This window comes from Amycolatopsis sp. H20-H5 (genome assembly GCF_035828755.1).
Classification (GTDB): domain Bacteria; phylum Actinomycetota; class Actinomycetes; order Mycobacteriales; family Pseudonocardiaceae; genus Amycolatopsis.
In genome coordinates this window covers 1-21,366 of record NZ_JAYMZS010000090.1, presented here as the reverse complement: position 1 = coordinate 21,366, position 21,366 = coordinate 1, and the positions used below count along the sequence as shown (strand labels likewise).

20 protein-coding genes are annotated in these 21,366 nt (G+C 61.4%); 11 read left to right on the top strand and 9 right to left on the bottom strand.

The window, feature by feature from the left end:
* The first annotated feature begins 312 nt into the window (after positions 1-312).
* The gene (locus tag QMK34_RS34700; RefSeq protein WP_326418930.1) at positions 313-666 is read left to right on the top strand and encodes a DddA-like double-stranded DNA deaminase toxin; all 354 of its coding nucleotides are present in this window, start codon (positions 313-315) and stop codon (positions 664-666) included.
* The gene (locus tag QMK34_RS34695) at positions 654-1,061 is read left to right on the top strand and encodes an Imm1 family immunity protein (RefSeq protein WP_326418929.1); all 408 of its coding nucleotides are present in this window, start codon (positions 654-656) and stop codon (positions 1,059-1,061) included. Before QMK34_RS34700 ends, QMK34_RS34695 begins: the two co-directional genes overlap by 13 nt.
* A gap of 16 nt (positions 1,062-1,077) precedes the next feature.
* Here the strand turns inward: QMK34_RS34695 and QMK34_RS34690 are convergent, their stop codons facing one another.
* Positions 1,078-4,245 carry a hypothetical protein gene (locus tag QMK34_RS34690; protein ID WP_326418928.1) on the bottom strand — a complete coding sequence of 1,056 codons (3,168 nt, stop codon included), beginning with the start codon at positions 4,243-4,245 and terminating at the stop codon, positions 1,078-1,080.
* Between the two features lie 113 nt (positions 4,246-4,358).
* On the opposite strand from QMK34_RS34690, the gene QMK34_RS34685 reads away from it, so the two are divergent.
* From QMK34_RS34685 to QMK34_RS34650, 8 genes are all read left to right on the top strand, one after another.
* Positions 4,359-4,736, top strand: coding sequence for a hypothetical protein (locus QMK34_RS34685; RefSeq protein WP_326418926.1), 378 nt, complete (start codon positions 4,359-4,361; stop codon positions 4,734-4,736).
* Between the two features lie 255 nt (positions 4,737-4,991).
* Positions 4,992-5,237 (top strand): hypothetical protein, encoded by a 246-nt coding sequence (locus QMK34_RS34680; protein ID WP_326418925.1) that lies wholly within the window; start codon positions 4,992-4,994, stop codon positions 5,235-5,237.
* A gap of 42 nt (positions 5,238-5,279) precedes the next feature.
* On the top strand, positions 5,280-5,441 hold the full coding sequence (locus QMK34_RS34675; RefSeq protein ID WP_326418924.1) for a hypothetical protein: 162 nt from the start codon (positions 5,280-5,282) through the stop codon (positions 5,439-5,441).
* A gap of 118 nt (positions 5,442-5,559) precedes the next feature.
* On the top strand, positions 5,560-5,829 hold the full coding sequence (locus QMK34_RS34670) for a hypothetical protein (RefSeq protein WP_326418923.1): 270 nt from the start codon (positions 5,560-5,562) through the stop codon (positions 5,827-5,829).
* Positions 5,830-6,276: 447 nt separating this feature from the next.
* Positions 6,277-8,544: a type IV secretory system conjugative DNA transfer family protein gene (locus QMK34_RS34665; RefSeq protein ID WP_326418922.1), complete on the top strand. Its 2,268-nt coding sequence runs from the start codon at positions 6,277-6,279 to the stop codon at positions 8,542-8,544.
* Between the two features lie 124 nt (positions 8,545-8,668).
* A complete protein-coding gene (locus QMK34_RS34660) occupies positions 8,669-9,472 on the top strand; it encodes a replication-relaxation family protein (RefSeq protein ID WP_326418921.1) in 804 nt (267 codons plus the stop codon).
* A 56-nt stretch (positions 9,473-9,528) separates the two neighbouring features.
* Positions 9,529-9,870 (top strand): helix-turn-helix domain-containing protein, encoded by a 342-nt coding sequence (locus QMK34_RS34655; RefSeq protein ID WP_326418920.1) that lies wholly within the window; start codon positions 9,529-9,531, stop codon positions 9,868-9,870.
* A 73-nt stretch (positions 9,871-9,943) separates the two neighbouring features.
* Positions 9,944-11,851 (top strand): recombinase family protein, encoded by a 1,908-nt coding sequence (locus QMK34_RS34650; RefSeq protein WP_326418919.1) that lies wholly within the window; start codon positions 9,944-9,946, stop codon positions 11,849-11,851.
* Here QMK34_RS34650 and QMK34_RS34645 read toward each other — a convergent pair.
* On the bottom strand, positions 11,780-12,457 hold the full coding sequence (locus QMK34_RS34645; protein WP_326418918.1) for a hypothetical protein: 678 nt from the start codon (positions 12,455-12,457) through the stop codon (positions 11,780-11,782). The genes QMK34_RS34650 and QMK34_RS34645 overlap by 72 nt on opposite strands.
* A gap of 164 nt (positions 12,458-12,621) precedes the next feature.
* Here QMK34_RS34645 and QMK34_RS34640 point away from each other — a divergent pair, with 164 nt between their 5' ends.
* Positions 12,622-13,788, top strand: coding sequence for a cytochrome P450 (locus QMK34_RS34640; protein ID WP_326418917.1), 1,167 nt, complete (start codon positions 12,622-12,624; stop codon positions 13,786-13,788).
* Between the two features lie 135 nt (positions 13,789-13,923).
* Here QMK34_RS34640 and QMK34_RS34635 read toward each other — a convergent pair whose 3' ends face one another.
* The 7 genes from QMK34_RS34635 to QMK34_RS34605 form a co-directional block, all read right to left on the bottom strand.
* Entirely contained in the window at positions 13,924-14,874 is a 951-nt protein-coding gene (locus QMK34_RS34635) for a DUF4328 domain-containing protein (protein ID WP_326418916.1), read from the bottom strand.
* Between the two features lie 84 nt (positions 14,875-14,958).
* Positions 14,959-15,318, bottom strand: a complete 360-nt coding sequence (locus tag QMK34_RS34630; RefSeq protein WP_326418915.1) for a rhodanese-like domain-containing protein — start codon at positions 15,316-15,318, stop codon at positions 14,959-14,961.
* 109 nt (positions 15,319-15,427) lie between these two features.
* Positions 15,428-17,047 (bottom strand): solute symporter family protein, encoded by a 1,620-nt coding sequence (locus tag QMK34_RS34625; protein ID WP_326418914.1) that lies wholly within the window; start codon positions 17,045-17,047, stop codon positions 15,428-15,430.
* Positions 17,044-17,397 carry a DUF485 domain-containing protein gene (locus QMK34_RS34620; protein ID WP_326418913.1) on the bottom strand — a complete coding sequence of 118 codons (354 nt, stop codon included), beginning with the start codon at positions 17,395-17,397 and terminating at the stop codon, positions 17,044-17,046. The genes QMK34_RS34625 and QMK34_RS34620 overlap by 4 nt, the downstream gene beginning before the upstream one ends.
* A gap of 370 nt (positions 17,398-17,767) precedes the next feature.
* A complete protein-coding gene (locus QMK34_RS34615; RefSeq protein WP_326418912.1) occupies positions 17,768-19,558 on the bottom strand; it encodes a sodium/solute symporter in 1,791 nt (596 codons plus the stop codon).
* A gap of 175 nt (positions 19,559-19,733) precedes the next feature.
* Positions 19,734-20,231, bottom strand: coding sequence for a hypothetical protein (locus tag QMK34_RS34610; RefSeq protein WP_326418911.1), 498 nt, complete (start codon positions 20,229-20,231; stop codon positions 19,734-19,736).
* 7 nt (positions 20,232-20,238) lie between these two features.
* Positions 20,239-21,072, bottom strand: coding sequence for a LytR/AlgR family response regulator transcription factor (locus QMK34_RS34605; RefSeq protein ID WP_326418909.1), 834 nt, complete (start codon positions 21,070-21,072; stop codon positions 20,239-20,241).
* Positions 21,073-21,366: the final 294 nt, after the last annotated feature.

The window sequence follows — 21,366 nt, the reverse complement described above, 5'->3', positions numbered from 1 at the left end:
CAGGGGCTGGAACAAGTTGGCTCCGACCAGCCAGAGTTACAGAGTGCAGCGGCCGGCATAGCGGAATCGCTACAAACCGTCACCACCGTGCGGGAGCTGGTTGGTCGCGCTTCTGGCCTGCTGACGGACTACCTCGGCACGCTCGGCGTGGCGGAACCCGCGGCCGACCTACCGGCAACGCCAGTGGCCGGGACTGTCGGTACGTCATCGGCTCCGGCTGTACGGAAGTCGGCAGACGTACCAGACGGCCAACGGCTGAGCCGGGAGCGAGCAGCAGCCCTCCAGCAGGAGCTACCGCCCCCGGTCACCACGATGAGCGGCCAGAAGACGCATGGTCGCTGGGTGGACGAGCATGGCCAGGCCCACGAGATCGTCAGCGGCCGGGATAATGACGCTGCCGACGCTGCTCGCCTGCTTCGAGACAAGGGCATACCGCAGCGCGGAGAGCTGACAACCACGGCCGACGTCGAACAGAAGATTGCTGCCCGCATGGTGCGGGAAGGTCGCAAGCATGTCGACGTGGTACTCAACAACCGGCCGTGTCGCGGTCTGTTTGGCTGTGACACGCTCGTACCGGTTATCCTGCCAGAGGGCTACACCTTGACTGTCCATGCGCCGAACTACCAGAAGACATTCACCGGAGGCAAGCAACCGTGGTCACGTTAGAGGTCTGGTACAACCAGGAGCCTGAGAACGACTTCTCCGAAGGTGACCCGGCTATCTTGATTCACACACCTGACGAGCTGGACGCGCTCATTGCACAGATGCAAGCAGACGGCAAAGGTACGCCCGTCCCCCCAATGGCCGAATGCTCTGTTTCTGGTGACCCGATGCGCGGTGTCTTCTTTCTGGGCATTGGGCAGGAGAAAGGCTTTGTGCTGTTCATGACGCCGGAAGCCGCACAAACAGAAGGTGACGAGACCCTGACGGGTCACGTCACCTATGACTACATGGCACATGTGCGGGAAATTCCGGCCAGCTACGAAGTGCCGATTGCTGAGGCACGGAAGGTCGTGCGGGAGTTTTTAGAAGCGGAGACTTTACCGAGTGGACAGGGCTAACGCCGTGAGTACTGAATTACCATGTCAGGAAGAAGCTGAGTTGCTGCCTGAACTGCTCGCGATCGTGGAAATCGATGGATAGCAGTTTCTCCAACTGTTCCCAGCGGCCGACACGCCCGATGTATGCGTAACTTTCTTTGGCGGAGGCGAGGTACTTCGCGGTGGGTACCCCAATAATAAAGGCCATGACGCACATTACGGCCAGCGTTTCGCTGTACCACCAACCTGAACCCCAAACACCAAAATATGTTGCGATACGCCGAAAGCCCTCTACCTCATCTGTATCGAGGCACAGTTCATCGCCCTCTAAACCTTCCAAGATCATACATTTTGCGCCGAGCAGTACCCTTCGGTATGTCCACTCGGTATCAACGAGGAGGGGGTGAATATACCCGCCTATGTAGATCCTGATCGCTAGCTCGCCTTGGGAGTCGGATACCGGCGCCGACATTGCTTCTTTTATTATTTCTTCTCCAGATATATGACCAGCGAACCATTGGGCTAGCTGCAAGTCATAGTACAGAGCAGCACACTCCCTGCGACTGCGGTATGTAGCAAGCGCCAGTTTGTGCGCCCTTGCGAGATGATCGCACGCCTGTTGGATGTCTCCCTCACTCATACGCTCGGTGTTCGTTGTGAGACACTGATTGAGCATGAGCAGGGTCTCAGTCGTTCCGATGAGACGGTAAAATCGTGCCTCGGTCGCCGGTCCGTGAAAGTCTGACGGGCGAGCTTCCCATATCTGCTTTACCCGGGCCGCAAGTTTCTGTAATTGCTTGCCGGTAATCCCGCCTCGGCGCGTCAATAGCTCAAGGAGCAGGGTGCAGCAACGAATAAGGCCATGCGTTGCGTAGTGGCGATTTAGTTCGGCCGCAAACTGTTCGTCGGCACGAGCGATGCACTTATCTGCGTTATCCAAATTTCCGGTAGCCAATAGGGCTCGGGCGACCATCAAGAAGTTTTCGCCTGCCGATCTACCAACCGCAACTTTTTGACGCTGGACATCCCGGTATAGCGCTTTGAGCGCGACCTCTGCATAGCCATCGTCAATCAACCAGTCGACGAATGTCAGTAGCTCTTCTTGTGGCAATATTGCGGGATCTTCAATGATCTCGTTTAGCGTCATGTCCGTCAGCACTTTCAACTGGCTGAGCGCGTGACGAGCATGGTTGTCGCTAAACGAATGAATACGATCGGCGGCGGCAATCAGGTAAGCGCGCCGCTGATCGTTGTCCATTGAACCAGGGGCGGCCTCACCAATGCGCTCAACTAGGAACTCGTTATCACGACCAGCAAGGAACGGTTGTAGCTGATTTGTGTCAGCGCCCCAGTGTCCATCTTTCGCGACTCTCTGCGTTACCGCGTCACTGACGATGTTGTACCGCTTGATATTGAGATTTAGATCTATAACATCCTGCCGAGAAACCAGTTGTTTGCTCCGCGTGGCAAAGTCTTCACAGTAGATGCCGCTTTCTCTTATCTGATAGCGCATGGTCATGTGTCGCGCACTGCCATCGTCTGCTCGATATTCACGGACAGCAAACCACGTTGCTATGTCAATGATGAAGAAGTAATGCCAGCCTGGTGATAGATCACGTCCGGCAAGTAGCTCCATCTGGAGGATGCGAGCGCGCAGTCGGCCGAGGTCACCTTTGGCAACGGGTGATGAGTCATCGCTGCTCGTCAAAAAAGCAAGAAGGTCTGCCTCGACCTTGTGCGGAGCCGAGCCACGCAACTCACGGAGTATTTGCCATGTAAGCGCGTGCATATTCCAGAGATTTCCCTTTTTTCGCACGAGGCCATAGCGAGCAAGCGCGTAAAGACCGGAACGAAAGCGCAACTTGTCGGTATACATTGCGCTCAGCACAAAATCAAAATACGCGTCCTCCACAATGCCGGTCGCGCCCGTGAGTCCTAGAAAAGCATCGAGTACTTCGCGCAGTACTTCATTTGCAGTGATGGCTTCCAGCACAATTTCGTATAGTCGGGGAACGCTCGGAGCCTGCGCACAGCCCAAGGCCACAAGGTCGAGGCTTACATTCATCCCCTGATGAAGCGCATGTACCAGTTCTCGTACAGCGATGCCAGTATCCTCTTGCAAGTACCGCGTTGCGTGGTCGAGTGCGAGTGGACGATTCCCGAGCACTGCAATAAGCCTGGCCCGGTCGGCTGGATCAGCACTAGGAAGCCGTGCATTGACAAACGCCCGCGATTCACCGTCGTCAAAACCCTTAACTTCTAGAGAAACGGCATTTCGGCCGTCGGGTCGCAGGCGAGTAGTGGCGAGCACAGGGACGGCCGATGTGAGACTTTCCAGGTCGGCTTGTTTTTCTAGGCCATCTATAACGACTACACTGTGACGGGGCGTTCCAGACAAGGTACTACGCAGCTTGGCCCAGTACTCGTCGTGCGACAGCCCTGTTAGCTCGACACCTTCGACAAGAAGCGCGTCAAGCACGTCGGCCGCGAACACTTTTTCATCGCCAATACGCAGTAATGCGACGGGGCCGGGACAGAACTTACGGGCGGCTTCGAGTGCAAGTGTGGACTTGCCGGTACCAGCTTCACCCCACAAAAGGACGACGCCACCATTGGCAAGTAATGCCGTGATCTTCTCAAGGTACTCGCGCCGCTCAATAATTCCCGCGCCGAACGACTGTGGATCAGAGGTTGGCTCCTCTGTCCGGGCAGGGGTAGGACGAGGCTGTCTCTTGGGCACCGATTTAGGTGCAAGGGACGGTGGTAGCACGCGAGGCTCAAAGCCACTATCTAGTATCTGTTTCTCGATCTCACTAAAAATGAAACGTTTCCAGCGCCGAGCGTTTTTATCACTCATATGGATGTCTTTTTGACGCTGGGTCACGTTTCGAGGATTTCTGATTTTCGAAAGGTTAAACGCGGCCTCGAAAATCTTATTGAGAGTGTCTCTGTTATCGGGATGACCTAAGCCTGAGTCAGCCATAGGAACGTTATCGAGATGATCAACGAGCTGGTTCCGAACGCGGGCGCGCACTTTCTCGGTACTCCACTGAGGCGAGATTACCCAATGTCGACCTAGGTCGGCTGCCTCAGTCTTGAGGATCATATCGAGATTGTCACGCCAAATTCCCGCACCGGTGGTCAGTAGTCGCAGTTGTCGTCGAAGTGTCGTCTCCGGTTGACCGTCTGGGGACTCCTCGACCACTTGCACACCTCGCCTATACGACAATTAGGGGCTACCAGTATAACGCCAAGCTCTAGCATTGACTAAACGTTACTGAAATGTTATAAATAGGTACTATAAACGAAGTTTTATCCATGACAGAGCAATTCGACAACCATACCCCAGAAGAGAAAGCCTACGACGACTTTTATGGCAGCTATGATTCTTACTGGCGCAGTCACCGCGACCGTTGGAAAGACATGGAGGCTCAGCGGCGAGCTGAAATCTATGAGCGTGCGCATGAAAAACGCCTGGAGCGAATACAAGCTTTGGAGAATGAGCGTATCAATACCGAAGCTCGTTTAGACGAAATATACAAGAAACTCGGCATCCTAAAAGCCCAAGATTTACTGTTGGCTGATGTGTCGTTCTCAGAAGACCCCTACCGGCCTGGATTGCCTCCTGAATTGCCTTACGCGCCAACGCCACCCCTCGAACAACGGCCTCCCGAGCAACCTGACCAGGGCATGTAGAGCCGCAGCTCCTTGCTGCGTGCTCAACCTCTCGACTTGGACAGCTTGACCGGTCACCGTGACCGGGCGCTGACGAGCTTCTGACCTGCGACGACCCCGAAGATGACCGGTCAGCGAGGCTGCTATCGCTGGTCACCTGGTGCCGCGACTGGAACTGTCGTTCTCGTCAGGCAGTCACCGTCAAGCCGATCGGTTCCCACCACCCCGGTTTGCGGCCTGTGTCTCCTCATCGAACGAGGGAGGTGTACCCCTCACATGAAACACGGCCTTGGCTCCGCAGTCGGCCGCGTGGCCGCCGTCATCGGCGGCCTGCTGCTGGTCGGCATCGTGCTACGGCTCATCTTGGCGATTCTATCGCCCATCCTGCCGTCTGGCCTCATGCAGATCGTCACCGCGGGCTGGAACACCCTGTACGGCATCGTCAGCCCGGCACTTCCGGCACTGGCGGCCGTCGCCACGCTTGCCGCGTTGGTGTGGGTGCTCGTCGGCCGCCGCCGGTAATCCCTCACTCCATCCCCCTGCATACCGAAAGTGGGTACCCCCATGCTGTTTTACCTCGCGCTGTTCCTGCTGTGCCTGCCGCTCCTGCTGTGGTTCGGCTGCATGATTCTCTACACCGTTCTCAGCCCGGTCGTCTTCTGGCTGCTGGTGGTTGGCCTGGCGGCCGGAACGGTGGCGGTGGTCGTCCGCCGGAGCAAGGCGTGAGTACCGCCTTGCTTGTCCTGTTTGCGGCTTCGGCCGGCTACAGCATTGGCCGAGGTCACCAGTGGTTTCGTACCGCCCGTCACCTGATGGGCAACACCAAGAAGAGAGGAACCCGCAGATGAGTACCCCCGAACCCAAGCACGCCTACCCCGGAGATCTGGTCGTGCAGATTCGCCGCTTGACCAAGCTGCTGGAGTCCACTGTCGAACGGCTGGAAGCCGTGGAGAGTCTCCAGGCCGTTACGGTAGGCGAACAGCAGCTCGTGGTTGAGGAACTGGAACGGCAGACGGAGCGGCTGCGGCTGGTGGTCGAGCAGCGCCACGCTTCGGTGACGCGCGAGACCTTGGCTGTGGACGACACGCTTGATTCGGGTTACTCGCCGTTCTGATTTTGTGAACCTGTCTGAGTGGGGCGTTCGACAACTATTGCAAGTCGAGCGCCCCACTCAGACCGCGCGAGTAGACAACCGAAAAACCTAACGACCGAACAACGTTGTCAAAATGACAAGTTTGTGTCGCTTGTCATTCGACCCCTGGTAAACCCTGTTTGGTCGGTGTAGCCGAATTTACACCCGCTCTTGCCATTTTGCGCGTACGCAAATATAAGAGTCTAAGGGGCTTTTGCGTGCACGCAATCCCTAGCGCAAATACAAGCTTAGGTGAATGGAGGTAAATATGGGCAAAATCCGCCGAATACGTGTACGAGGAGAACAACGAAAGAACCCTGACGTCGCGCTGGTGGCGCAGGCAATTATACAGCTAGGCCGGGAAATTCGGGAACGCGAGCAGGCAGAAATTAGAAATGCCAAGCCCGACACCGACAAGGATAGACCTTCATGATGGCCGCGCTTGCGATCGTCGGTGGTGGTTTGCTTCTCCTATGGGTCGTTCTCGCCGGTCGGCTCTTGGATGGCAAAAACTGGCGGCGGTCGCTTGTCGCTATGCAACTCCGGCTTCCGGGGACAACCACAACGGGGGATATCGCTCGATGGTTGGCACGGGTACAGGTTATGACAGAAAGCCCGCAATGGTTTCTGATTCCGAACACGCCCGTAGCCTTGGAGATTACGGCCGACCACGGCACGATCACGCATACCGTCCTCATGCCCGCACGACTGCAACGGCCAGTTTTGGCGAGTCTTCAGGCATCGCTGCCCAATGTTCGAGCTGACGAAGTGCCTGACTACTTTGCAACGCGTCCGGAGTTCAACGTGGCGGCTGAGGGGATGCTGACTGACGAAACACGTCCCCTTGATGTCGCGAGAGCGGCGGAAACGTCGCAGCACGTTTTGTCGTCACTACAACCAGTCGCCAAAGGCGACCGTGTGACAATCCAGTGGATATTTAGTGGAACGACGCGGCGAGTGCCGTCTCAAACAGATACGCGAGATGCAACACCGTGGTGGCTTGACAGCGAAGTTCTCGCGACAGCTGAGGCCGTGCGGGAACAACGGAGCAAATACAAATCGCCCCTCCTCATGGCGTCTGTACGCGTCGGTGTCCAAGCCACGGATAAGGCACATGGTTTGCGACTATTCCACCGGGTATGGCTGACGCTTGGCGGTATGGACTCGCCCGGTGTCCGGCTCCTCAAACGTTGGTATATCCCGATGAGTAGCGCCGTCAACCGTATGCAGACGCTACAGTTGCCGCTCACTAAGTACCCGTTGCTCCTGAATGTTCAGGAGGCCGCCGGACTCGTTGGAATGGCGGCCGATGGCATGCGGTTACCTGGTATGCCAGCCGGAATTGCTCGCACGTTGCCGACGCCGCCAAGTGTCGCGCGCAGAGGCCTCGTGATCGGAGAGTCCAATTACGTTGGCGACAAGCGGCCAATCGCTCTATTGAAAAGTGACCGCTTACGCCATCTGTGGGTACTCGGACCGACAGGAAGCGGTAAAAGTACGCTCCTGCAAAACCTGATACTTCAGGATATGGAGAACGGCGACGGCATGGTGGTTATTGATGCCCGCGGTGACTTAGTGCACGATGTCATAGACACCGTGCCAGAACATCGCCGTGACGACGTGATCATTATTGACCCCTCAAACACGAAGAACGTTGTTGGCTTTAACCCGCTAGCACTTGGACACGATCAGCGGAGTCGTGAACTGTCGGCCGAACACATATTGTCTGTCCTACATTCGGTGTACCACGCGAGTTGGGGGGTCAGAACAGCGGACATCCTGCGGGCAAGCTTACTGACGCTCGTCAACTCGCACGCCGTTGACGGAAGCCGTCTGACGCTGGTGGAGTTACCCGAGCTGCTCACCGATGACCAGTTTCGCAACTTCATAACTGGTCAACCGTTGCCGCCCGCCTTACGTGCGTTCTGGACTTGGTACGGCAATCTTAGTCAAGGCGAACGAGCGACGGTCATTTCGCCAGTACTCAACAAGCTCAGGAATTTCACGCTGTCAACGCCGCTCCGGCTAACCCTCGGACAAAGCCAAGGCGTAGACCTCGCCGACGCCTTTACGAAGAAGAAAATAATCCTCGTGCCACTCAAGAAAGGTCTCCTAGGCGCTGAAACAACCGCGCTTGTCGGCTCATTGGTCATGGCTGGGGTTTGGCAAGCAACGCTTGCCCGAGCAGATATCCCGCGCGAAAGACGACGCCCAACCTGGCTGTACGCTGACGAATTTCAGGAGGTCATGCGTTTACCGCTCGATCTCGCTGATATGCTCGCTCAATCGCGCGGTTTGGGGTTAGGCCTTATACTGGCACATCAGCATATGGGGCAATTGCCACCAGAGCTGAAGAGTGCCGTGCTTGGCACAACGCGGAACCAGCTAGTGTTTCAAGTCGAACATGAAGATGCGCGTGTTCTAGCGCCACGTTTTGCGCCACTTACTGCCGACGATTTGCAAGGATTGGGTGCCCACGAGGTCGCGTTGCGTCCCTCAGTTTACGGTGCAACGCTTGCCCCAGTAACAGCGTTGACCAACCCGCCACCGGCGAGTCTTAAAAGTAGCGCTGACGTGATGGCACGGAGTCTCAACCGCTACGCCGTCGATGTTGCGGTAATCGAGGCTGGTCTAGCCGACCGCATCAACCTCAGCGCTAAACGCACCAACAAGCGAGCCAAAGGAGGCCAACTATGAACTACCTCACCACCTGTCCCGTCGGCCGTTTGGTCGCGTTGAGTACTGACAGCGGAACCGCCTGGTCACACCCTACGAGGCGACCAGTTTTGCCAACGACTCATGTTCTCCCCTGGAGAGCACTATGAACGGGCTACGTGCAAGCTGGGCAAAAGTAGCAAGCCTGGCGGAACGGCTCAGTGAACGTGACAAGGAGATCATTGGACATCTTGCTCGTGTCCGATTGCTAACCGGCGCACAGCTTGAACGCCTCTCCTTTACACACCATTCAGATGAACATCAAAGCCATATTCGACGACGTGTATTAAAAAGACTGGTTGACTTAGAACTCGTCGGCGCTTTAGAGCGGCCAATTGGTGGCGTGCGTGCCGGTTCAGCTGGACTCATTTACTGCCTTGGCCGGATGGGTCAACGAATGGCGGATCTCCTCAATGGTAGCACGCCGAACGGTCGCACGCGCTCTCCGCGAACGCCTGGCGATATGTTTTTGCGCCACACATTGGCGATTAGCGAAACGTTCGTCTCGCTGGTCGAACTTTCGCGCCAAACAGCTACCAAACTCCGAACGTTTCACACGGAGCCGAATTGCTGGTGGCCGGATGGTCACGGTGGGTTTCTGCGGCCGGACGGGTTGGTTATCGTCGAAGATGACAACTATGACGCAACGTCGTGGCTGGAGATCGACCAGGGTAGCGAGCATCTTGGACGTATTCGTGCCAAAATTGCAGCGTATGAGCGATTTGCCATGACTGGCACTGAGGGCGCGAACGGCGTTCTACCGCATGTTGTATTCGCAACCCCTGGCGATAGCCGAGCGGATGCAATCGCGCGGGAGATAGCCAACCAGGGCACGCTACGGATGACGTACAGGGTTACGACGCAAGAGAAATTGGCCGCTACCCTGTTCCGAGAGCTGGAATCTTCATAAATATTGCGTGTACGCAAAACGTGTGCAATAATTGGGCAATAAATCACGGAGGGGCTATGGCTTCTATTTCTAATGGTATCGGTGGATATATAAGTGCAAAACGGCGGGCGGCGGGCTTGACGCTTGCGGAGGCTGCTGATTTGTCAGGGGTTGCGGCTTCGACTATCTCCCGACTGGAACGTGGTGCGATGTTGCCGACAGTCCCCACGCTTATCAGTCTCAGCGAAGCGTTAGGGATGGACTTGTTTGATCTCCTTGCGAAGATGGGCAGCAAGGCCAAGCGAGAGCTACCAGCGTTTGAGGACTACTTGCGGCAGAAGTACCACCTGACCGATGACTCTATAGGCCGTATGGTTGTCTACTTTCGCGCTGAAGTTTCCGATAAATCAACTAACTAGGTAAATAAGAAACGGGGTGACCATGAGTACTGCTGACACAACCGCCGTTAAACGATCGGTGTACTTGCTTCGAGTGTCCGACGCAAAGCAAATGCATACCGCGATTGACATTGACCCTGAGGGCAACTCGATACCGACGCAACGAATTGCCTGCGACGGAAAGAATAGGGAGCTAGGCGCTCTCAAGGTCGGTGAGTACGTTGAACCGGGGTACTCCGGCCAATCCATTGCAAAGCGCCCTATTTTTCGGGAACTACTGCAACGCATTGTAGATAAGCGAGATGTTGACTATGTAGTCATCTACATGCGGTCTCGCATCTTCCGAAACTACATTGAAGCGGCGATTATCAAAGACCAGCTTGATAAGTTGGGAGTCAAGATTATATCCGCCAAAGAAAACTTTGGCGAGGGTTACATGGGCGAAGGTATGGAGGCGATTACTGACGTTATCAACTGGATGGACGTTAGGCGTAGTGGCGACGACATCAGTACAAAGATGTTGAACAAAGCACAAAACGGCGGAACGAACGGCCGCGCCAAGCTTGGGTATCTTAATACCACAAGCAATATTGAGGGTGGCAAAGTTAATACGATCACCGTTGACGACATGCGCGCTAAATACATGATCATGGCTTTTGAGCTGTATTCTACGGGGCGTTACACGAATGTTCCCGCGCTTCGCGACAAGCTGACTGATCTCGGGTTGCGTATGCCCGGCTCAAATCAACCGGTAAGTGAGAAAACACTTTCCAAACTGTTACGCGACAGGTATTACGTTGGTTACATTCTGTACAAAGGGATGGAGTACAAAGGCCACCACACACCACTCATCTCTGAGGAACTTTTTGATCGGGTGCAACGGGTACTTGATTCACATGCGGGCGCGGGTATCCGTAACCGGAAGCACCACCACTACCTAAAGGGCGTCGTATTTTGCGACCGGTGCAAGCAACGGTTTATGTTGCAGCGCGCTCAAGGGCGACGCGGGGGAGTTTATTTCTACTTCTTTTGTGGTGGCCGTGAGGACAAAATGTGTGACCAACCGTATATTCCGGTTGCGATTATGGAAAAAGCTGTCGAGCTACATTATGGCAACGCGGTTTGCCTACCAGACGAGTTCAGAGTCGCCCTGCGCAAGGATGTAAATGAGGCCGTCGCATCTAGTTACAACCTGACTGATGACATGCGCGCGGCCTTTGGACAACGTCTCGCCAAGATCGAACGTAAAGAGAGCTACTTCCTAGACTTGGCGGCAGAAGAAGACTGGCCGAAAGACCGCTTACGCGAGAAAGTCCAAGTGCTTCGCGCCGAACGCCGCGACATACAGCACCAACTTAGCCAGACTGAGCTACAGCTTGAGACAGGCCGCCAAGTGTTTTACAAGGCGCTCGATCTGCTCAACAATCCGCAAGCCGTCTACGCCGATGGTGGCGAGATCGTCCGTAGCATCTTGAACAAGGCGTTTTTCACTCGGCTCCATGTCCAGGACGTTGACCATGTGTCAGCAGCGGTCACGAGCTACGAGCTGCGGGAGCCGTTCAAGAGCCTTGTGGCGGCCTACACACTCTATGACGTCGATCTACCCCAAGCGACGCCGAACAGCCAGCAGGACGCACCTCAGACGCACAAGAGCGCCATACTCGATGAGTATGACGCTCTTGACATGCGATCTTCCCTGGCGGAGGCACTAGACACCGCCTTGAGTTCGCGTGTTTCTAGTACAGCCGTCTTGGTGCACCTTCCCCCGCTCGAAGTGCAGGAACCGGCCCGGCCCGACCTCGTACTCGACCCCGTCGAGATGGAACAGGCCCCGCCCGCTGACGATGTACAGGTTCTCGTCGCATTCCTGGTGATAGTGCAGCGGCACCGGCCGATAGACCCGGAAGATCCGCGCACTGCCACCGGACTCTTAGTCCGATTCGGGGAGCTTCAGGCTTCCGCGGGCAAGCTGGTTGGTGTCGGCCGCATTTTTGACCACTGAATGCAGAATTCCGTTGTAGACAAGGTCCCAGATACGCCGATCATCTTGAAGACGACTGAGGTTGATCTTCAACGTCCGGCCAGCACTGTCCACGAAATGTAGGTTTAGCGAGTTGCTGTAGGTGTACGCCTTGATCGATCTGAGCTCGTAGGTGCGTATCCAGGTCTTGTTTTCCATCACCCATTCCGCGCCCGCCGCGCAGTTCTCGGCCTTGACACTGAAGTACATGAGCGCCGCAAAGCCCGCGACCAGCAACCACATCCACCAGACACTGAGCCAGTCGGTGACGAAGCCATGAGAGACAAAAATAATACCAACGACGACAACCGCGAGCACGACCGCGAAGATCAAGCCCTTGCGTCGACTGGACCGATACCAGGCAAGGGTAGGGCCCTGATCGGGGGGCGGCCGGTGTTTTCCGGACACGGTGGTGTCCCGGCCCCGGTCGAACTCGGGCGGACTTTGGTCACTGCGCACATATGCGGGGCCTTGCGGCGGGAAGGGCTGTCCGGTTACCGGGTCTGGCTTTGGGGGTAGCCAGACTGAGCCGACTAACTCGCCCTTCGGTGACTCGTTGGCGGGAGCGCGGTTCGATTCGTCAGCCATCGCCCATACTCGATTCTACAATGTCGCCTGCCGCGCCGCGGTCACCGCGGGATCCGGAGGCGGTGCTCACACGATCAGGACGTGTGTCGTCGACAAGCCGCTCGCCGTGGATCTCGGCCACCACGTGACAACATGCTACAGCTGGGCAGAGCTACAGTCGGCGAGTGTTTGACCTCGCCGACCCGGCCTTCATCGCGAACCCGTACCCGTTCTTCGCCGACCTCCGCGAGCGCGGCGAGGTACACCACTGCGACGGTCTCGGGATCGCCGTCGCGGTGTCACACGCTGCGTGCTCAGCTGTACTCAGGCACCGCGGGCTCGGCCGCGTCTGGGCCGACGCCCAACCCGCCGAGCGATTCGCGTCGTTCAACCTCCTGCACCGGAACTCCCTACTTGAGAACGAGCCGCCCGCGCACACCCGCCTCCGCCGCGTGATCGCGGGCGCGTTCGGCCGCGGGCACGTACAGCGGCTGCGGCCGATGGTCGCCCGTTTCGCCACCGACATGGTCGACGGTCTGGCGGACGCCATCAGGGCCGACGGTGAGGCCGACCTGCTGACGCACCTCGCCCAGCCACTCCCGGTCGCGGTGATCGCCGAACTGCTCGGCGTCTCGGACGAAGACCGCCCGCGCCTGGTCCCGTGGTCGAACGCGATCGTCAAGATGTACGAGTTCGACCTGCCCGAGAAGGCGCGCGACGCCGCCGAGCGTGCCGCCGCCGAGTTCGTCGAGTACCTTCGATCGCTTGCGGAAAAGCGCGCTGCGGCACCCGGTGACGACATCATCAGCGACCTCCTGCGCAGCGAACTCACCCCGGATGAGCTGGTCGCGACGGCGGTTCTGCTGCTGATGGCCGGGCACGAGGCGACGGTGAACGTCATCGGCAATGGCGTCCTCGCGCTGCTCACGCACCGCGCGCAGTGGGAGCGGCTGATCGCGGAACCGGCGCTGCTGGACCTGGCCGTGGAGGAGCTGATCCGGTTCGACTCGCCGCTGCAACTGTTCGAGCGGACGGCGACCGAGGACGTCGAAATCGGCGGTTTCACGGTGGCTCGCGGCGAGAAGATCGGTGCCCTGTTGGGCGCGGCCGCCCGCGACCCGGCGGTGTTCGCCGAGCCGGATGTCCTCGACATCGCCCACACGCCGAACGCTCACCTGGGCTTCGGCATGGGCATCCACTACTGCGTTGGCGCCCCCCTCGCCCGGGTGGAGATCGCAGCGGCCCTCGCCGCGCTGACGTCCCGCCTGCCCGGCCTGCGCCTGGCGGCGGCGCCTTCGCGACGGCCGGAGTTCGTGATCCGGGGGCTCCACGACCTTCGGGTAACGCTCTGACCAGGCCTTTTACCCTGAAACGGGAGCAAAGGACCTTTGCTCCCGTTTCAGGGTGCGGGAGCTGCTCTAGCGGCGCAGCCGAGTACGACGTCGCCTGAGCCCGGCCTCACCGTCAGCGGCGGAACGGTCACGAAGTCAGCGAGCGGAGCCGGTGGGGCGGGCGGTGCGGAGCTCGGGCTCGGGGGCGCCAATCACCTTGAGGACGCGCAGGGAACGCAGGCGGGCGCGGTCGACCGGGGCGAGCAGCTCCGACATCCGCCGCACGAGCAGCGCGGTGACCACGGCGAGCGCGGCCGCGGACAGGTCCGTCAGCGCGACGAGCACCACGCCGTCGGCCATCGCCTGGACGCCGTCGCGGAACCGCCACGCGATCGTGAGGCCCAGCAGCAGCCAGTTGAGCACCCAGGCGCCCCACCACCAGAGTACGAGCCGCGAGGGCTTCGGCCGGGACGAGCGCGAGCGGCGCAGCACGGCGTGCTCGAGTTCGGTGACGATCGAGACGGCGAGCAGCAGATTCACCACCGGGACCAGCAGGCAGACCAGGACCTGCCAGCTCGGGCGCGGCGGATCCTCGCCGGTCTCGTCGGCGGCGGCGGTCCTGGCAACCATCAGCCACCAGAGCGACAGCCCGGCGGGCAGCAGCGAAAGGATCGTCGTCAGCAGACCGGCGGTGATGACGAACCCGTCGGAGAACGCGACCACCGAGGTGTCGAGCGCGGAATCGCGGCTCTGCACCAGCAGGACGTAGCGCCAGATCTCGGCCGCGCCGGCGAGCACGGCCAGCGCGGAGAACGTCCACAGCACGGCGAGCAGGCTGCGCGAGAGCACCCGCATCCGCTCGACCGGGCGCACCGCGTCGGACGCGGTGCCGGGAACGGCCGTCGGACGGCGCCAGACCAGGTTCGGGAAGCCCCAGCGCGGCGGCACCGGATACGACGGCGGGCCCAGGTACGGCTCGGGCGCGGCGGGGCGGCGGCGTGGCCAGGCGCTCGGCGGCGGCGACGCGACCCAGCGGACCCGGTAGCGCGGCTGCTGCGGCTGGCGCGGCGGCCCCTGCTGGACGGGCCCCGGCGGGAACGGGCCCATCGGTCGCTGGTAATACCCCGGTGGGACGGGGTGCAGCGGGGGTCCCGGTTGACTCGGCGGCGGGTACTGGCCTGGGTGCACGGGCTAGAGGACCTCGGGTTCGGCGCCGGGGTTGTCGCCGGTCATCGGGCGGGCCTCGGCCGCCCAGGAGTGCATGCCGCCTTCGATGTTGACCGCGTCCCAGCCGCTGGCGTTGAGCCACGCGGCGGCCCGAGCGGACCGGCCGCCGCTGCGGCAGATCACGTAGACCGGCTGGTCGTCGGGCATTTTTGCGAGCTCGTCGACGCGGGTGGGCAGTTCGCCCAGCGGGATGTGCACAGCGCCGGGCGCGTGCCCGGCGGCCCACTCGTCGTCCTCGCGGACGTCGAGCAGCGCGACAGCGTCCTTGGGCAGGTCACGGACGGCGACGGTCGGGATTTCTGCAGGGCTCACCACGCCGACCATGGTCCCACGAAGCCCCGTTTCGCGCGCGTGAGGCGGGTGTCATGAAAGGGTCTTTCAGGGCAATTTTTGCCCTGAAAGACCCTTTCATGACACTGGAGACTCGGTGCTGCTAGGCCTTTTCGGAGCCCGCGCCGGTCAGGGAGCGGACCTCCATCTCGGCGTACTTCTTCGCGTTGTGCTCCTTCGACAGGATCGTGCCGAGCCAGCCGAGGACGAACGCGATCGGGATGGACACCAGGCCCGGGTTGTCGAGCGGGAACCAGTGGAAGTCGACGCCCTGGATCATCGACGCGCTCTTGCCCGTCTTCACGTCGACCGGCTTGCCGGACACCGCGGGCGAGAAGACGATCAGCACGATCGTCACGATCAGGCCGCCGTAGATGCTCCACAGCGCGCCCTGGGTGTTGAACCGCTTCCAGAACAGCGAGTACAGCAGCGTCGGCAGGTTCGCCGAGGCCGCCACCGCGAACGCCAGCGCGACCAGGAACGCGACGTTCTGCTCCTTGGCCAGGATGCCGCCGAGGATCGCGACCGCGCCGATCACCAGCGCGGTGATGCGGGCGACGCGGACCTCGCTGTCGGCGCTCGTCTTGCCCCGCTTGATCACGTTCGCGTAGACGTCGTGCGCGAATGACGCCGACGCCGTGATCGTCAGGCCCGCCACCACCGCGAGGATCGTCGCGAACGCGACCGCGGAGATGAACCCGAGCAGCACCGGGCCGCCGAGCTCCAGCGCCAGCAGCGGCGCCGCGGAGTTCGTCGTGCCGGGCGCCTTGGCGATCTTCTCCGGCCCGACGAGCGCGCCCGCACCATAGCCGAGCACCAGGGTGAACAGGTAGAACACGCCGATCAGCACGATCGCCCACACCACGGACTTCCGCGCGTCGCGGGCGGTCGGCACGGTGTAGAAGCGCATCAGGACGTGCGGCAGGCCCGCGGTGCCGAGCACCAGCGCGATGCCCAGCGACAGGAAGTCGAGCTTCGTCGTGCCGGTCTTGCCGTACTGCTTGCCCGGCCCGAGCAGCGCCTCACCGGCCTTGCCGCCCTTGTCGACCGCGGCCTGGAACAGGTGCGAAAGGTTGAAGCCGTACTTGCCGAGCACCCACAGCGTCATCGCGAAGGCGCCGACGATCAGCAGCCCGGCCTTGATGATCTGCACCCAGGTGGTGCCCTTCATGCCGCCGATCAGCACGTACATGATCATGATGATGCCGACGACGGCGATCACCAGGTCCTGGCCGAGGTTGCTGTCGATGCCGAGCAGCAGGTTGACCAGGCCGCCCGCGCCCGCCATCTGCGCGAGCAGGTAGAAGAACGACACCGCCAGCGTGGAGATCGCCGCCGCGGCGCGCACCGGGCGTTGTTTCATCCGGAACGCGAGCACGTCGCCCATGGTGAACTTGCCGGTGTTGCGCAGCAGTTCCGCGACCAGCAGCAACGCCACCAGCCAGGCGACGAGGAAGCCGATCGAATAGAGGAAACCGTCGTACCCGTTGATCGCGATGGCCCCGGCGATGCCGAGGAACGACGCCGCCGACAGGTAGTCGCCCGAGATCGCGATGCCGTTCTGCGGGCCGGTGAACGCGCGCCCGGCGGCGTAGTAGTCCGACGCGGTCTTGGTGTTGCGGCTGGCCCGGAAGACGATCACCAGCGTGATCGCGACGAAAACCAGGAAGATGATGATGTTGAGGGTGGAGTTGCTGCCCTCCACACCCGCGGCGAGCGTCATCGGTGCGTCTCTCCTTCGACCTCGGCGCGGATCTTGTCCGCGACCGGGTCCAGCTTGCGGTTCGCGTAGCGGACGTAGAGCCCGGTGATCACGAAGGTGGACACGAACTGCAGCAGGCCGAACACCAGGCCCACCGTGATGTTGCCGAACAGCTTGGTGCTCATGAAGCCGTGCGCGTAGTCGGCCAGCAGGACATAAAGCAGGTACCAGAGGAGAAACAGCGCCGACACGGGGAAGACGAATGTTCGGAGCCGGTGCCGGAGCTGCACGAACTCGGGACTCGCTTGGACACGCTCCCAATCGGTCTCCGTCCCCGTCCCGCCGACGGGGTCTTGTTCGGTGCTACTCACTGCGGATCTCCCACCCTTCTCGTATCTCGTACACGCCGTACTGGAGTGGCAACGGACCGTAAAGAATTCTCGGCATGGTTCGTAAGCCCCCGATCGGGGGTAGACACGCCACTTTCGAGTGACACTTTGTTCACGTCGCCTTGGTGAACCAGCATTGATCTCGGCATTACGGAGATCATGCCCCTCTAACAGCCCCAAATAAGCTCATACATTTGAGTGAATGCAATAACGCTGAGTAGACAATTACCCAGGCATTTACCGGCATTATGTCTGAATGCGCAGCCGGATGTCATCGACCCGGGTGCGTTGAGGTTCACCCTGGGTGCCGGAACCGCCAAGTGGGTCATGTTCACCCCCCGTGCGGGGGTCATCACTTGCGGTGCTTGCCCTTGATCCCCGTGCGCGTCTTCTCCTCCGCCTGACCGAACCGCGCGACCGCCCGATCGCGCATGAACCCGAGCGGATCGGGCGCGTGCAGCCGAAGCATCACACTGTTGACGTCGTCGGGCCTGCCGTACCCGGTCGCCCGGCTCACCAGGTAGGTGGTCAGGAACGCGGCGGGCACGGTCACCAGCGCCGGCTGCATCGTGAACCACGGCGCCCAGCCGCCGGTGTAGCCGCTGACGATGTTGGTCGTCAGCGCGGCAAGCACCAGTCCGCCGCCGACGATCATCCCGGCCATCGCGCCGGGCCAGCTGAGCTTGCGCCACCAGATCCCGAACATGAGCAGCGGGCTGAACGTCGAGGCGGCCAACGCGAACGACATGCCCACCGAGATCGACAGGTCCGCGGGCCGCAACGCCAGCGCGAGCAACAGCGGGATGAGCATGACGATCCCGGTCGCGACCCGGAAGTCACGGACACGACCGGGCAGGATGTCGGTCGACACCACCCCGGCGACGCTGACCAGCAGCCCCGACGAGCTCGACAGGAACGCGGCGAAGGCGCCGGCCGCGGTCACCGCGCTCAGGATCTGCCCGCCCAGCCCCGGCAGGATCGCCGAGGGCAGCCGCAGCACCGCGGCGTCGGTGTTGCCGGACAGCAACAGCTCGGGGACGTACATCCGCGACAGCGCGCCCAGCATCGTCGGGAACAGGTAGAACAGCCCGAGCAGCAGCAGCACGTGCACGGTCGTGCGGCGCGCGGCCTTGCCGTCGGGGTTGGTGTAGAAGCGGACCAGCACGTGCGGCAGCCCCATGGTGCCGAGGAAGGTCGCGAAGATCAGCGAGTACGTCTGCAGCAGGTCGCCGAGGTTGTCCGAGGACGGGTGCAGCCAGTCGGCGTTGTTCGCGGGCAGGTTGGACAGCACCGGCACCGGGGTGCCCGCGGCGAACTCCAGCGTCGTCCCGTCGGACACCGTGTGCGTGCGGTCCGGGCCCCACACCACGAACCCGCTCGACGGGGCGCCGTCGACGTAGCCCTGCGCCCGCAGGAACGTCCGGGTGGTCACCTTGACCACGACGTCGTCCTGCACCTTGACGGTGGTCTCCTTCGGGAAGACCGGGGGCGCCGACTCGCTCAGCGGCCGGTAGCCGCCGGGGGCGCCGCCGCCGAAGAAGACGATGCACAGCACGAACGTCGGCAGCGCGATCGCGAACAGTTTCAGCCAGTACTGGAACGCCTGGACCACGGTGATCGCGCGCATCCCCCCGGCGATCACGTTGAACCCGACGATGGCCGTCACCAGCACCGCGCCCACCCACGCCGGGGTCGGCAGGATGGTGGACAGCGTCAGCCCGGCGCCTTGGAGCTGGGGAACCATGTAGAGGATCCCGATGAACACCACGAAGAACGTGGAGAACCGGCGCAGGGTGCTGGAGCCGAGCCGCGCCTCGACGAAGTCGGGCAGGGTGTATGCCCCGGAGCGGCGCAGCGGCGCGGCGACGAACAGCATCAAGGCCAGGTAGCCGGCGGTGAACCCGATCGCGAACCAGAGCCCGTCGGCCCCGTCCTTGAGGACGATGCCCGCGACCCCGAGGAACGACGCCGCCGAGAGGTACTCACCGGAGATCGCGGCGGCGTTGCGGCGCGAGCGGACCGTCCGCCGCGCGACCAGGAAGTCGTGCGTGCTGTTGGCGAACCGGGACGACCGGTGGCCGAGGTAGAAGGTCGCGAAAGCCACCAGCGTGATACCGGCCAGCGCCCACGGGTTCAACTGCACGATGAGGATCCTTGCACAGTAATTTCCGCGATTCAGCGCGCGACCGCGATCCCGCTGCCAGGGCGCCGTTGCCGAAATAGCTCAGGTGACCGTCCATACGCGCCCTGCCATCGTGATAGCGGGGCCTTCGGCCGAAAGAGCGCGCGTGCGGCCTTACGCCCGAATGGGCGCGTCACTAGTTTTCGATCATGTCCACGAAATCCCGCTCATGACGTTCGGCGAGACGGTTGTACCAAAGACCCACCCCGAACAGGAGCGGAAAGGGCGCGACACCCAGCAGCAGCCACGGCAGCGGGATGCCGATGATCGCGAAGTGGGCGAACCCCGGCAGCAGGTAGAACAGCGCGGGCAACGAGCCGAGCAGGAGGATGACCAGGCCCGCGAGCAGCAGGCCCGTGCGCAGCTGCGCCTTCACCAGGTTCGTGATGAGCAGCTCGCCCCAGCTGGTCTGCTCCTCGAGCTCGACACGGGCCCGCAGGGTGCTGGCGGCCTGGCGCGGGTCGGCGAGGATCACCCGCTGACGCTTGGGCTTCGCGTGATGCTCCGGCTCGGGACGCGGGATCGGGAGCGGGACCGGCTCGACGACGGCCCGCTCCGGCACCGGCTTCCTGCCCAGCGTCGGATCGGGTTTGCGGACGCCGTTGGGCAGCCGGTAGTACGGGTCCTCGGTCATCGGCCGCCTAGCCGTTCCTGGCGGTGCCGACCAGCCGGTCCTTCAGCTCACGGGTGTGCCGCCTGCTGACCGGGAGCACCTTCTCCTCGTTGCCGATGACCACCTGGTAGCCGCCCTGGCCCATCCGCAGCTCGGTGATCAGCGGAAGCGCGACCAGGAACGAGCGGTGGATCCGGACGAAACCCGCCTTCTCCCAGCGTTCCTCCAACTGGGCGAGCGGGATGCGGACGAGGTGGCTGCCGTCGGTGGTGAACAGGCGGGCGTAGTCCCCCTGCGCCTCCACCCAGCGCACCGAGGAGCGCGGGATCAGCTTCGTGGTGCCCGCGAGCTCGACCGGGATGACCTCGTCGTCGTTCTTCACCGGCTCGGCGCGCCCCGGGGCGGACTCCGTGGCCTGCAGCGACACCAGTTTGTCGATCACGCGGCTCACCGCGCGGTCGAGGCGATCCTGCGCGAACGGCTTGAGGACGTAGTCGATCGCCCCGAGGTCGAAGGCGTTGACGGCCTCTTCGGCGTGGCCGGTGACGAACACCAGCACCGGCGCGGGCCGCAGCGCGGCGAACACTCTCGACATCTCCATGCCGGACAGGCCGGGCATGTTGATGTCGGAGAACACCGCGTCGACCGGCGGGAGGCCGTATTCCTTGCGGGCGCGCAGCTCATCGTCGTCCGACGAGAGCAGGCGCAGCGCCTCGGAGGCGTCGGTCGCCCTGAAGACCCGGGAGACGCGCGGGTTGTTCTCCAGCCGGTGGACCAGCTCGGCCAGGCTTTTCGGCTCGTCGTCCACGGCCAGGACGATGAGCTTCCGGGTGTCATCTTGAGCACTCACAGTGAATCGCATCCTGCCCATTGCCGAGTGCAATGTCCAGCCCGCGCGGCAGCCGCACTCCGAAGGTAGGGCCCGCCGGGGGCCCTGGACCACGGACAGTGCCGGTGTCCCCGCCTCGGGACACCGGCACTGCGTCTTCCGGGCGCGCTCTTACCGCGGGAGAGGTGAACCCGGTCGACGTCTAGTACTACAGAGCTAGATCTTTGCGTGTCGGTTCGTGATATCGGCTGCTGGTTGTGCGAGTGTTTGCGTGTGACCATTCCTTCTGCTGGGCGGGCTGGCGTCGCGGGCGGTGCGACTCGGGAA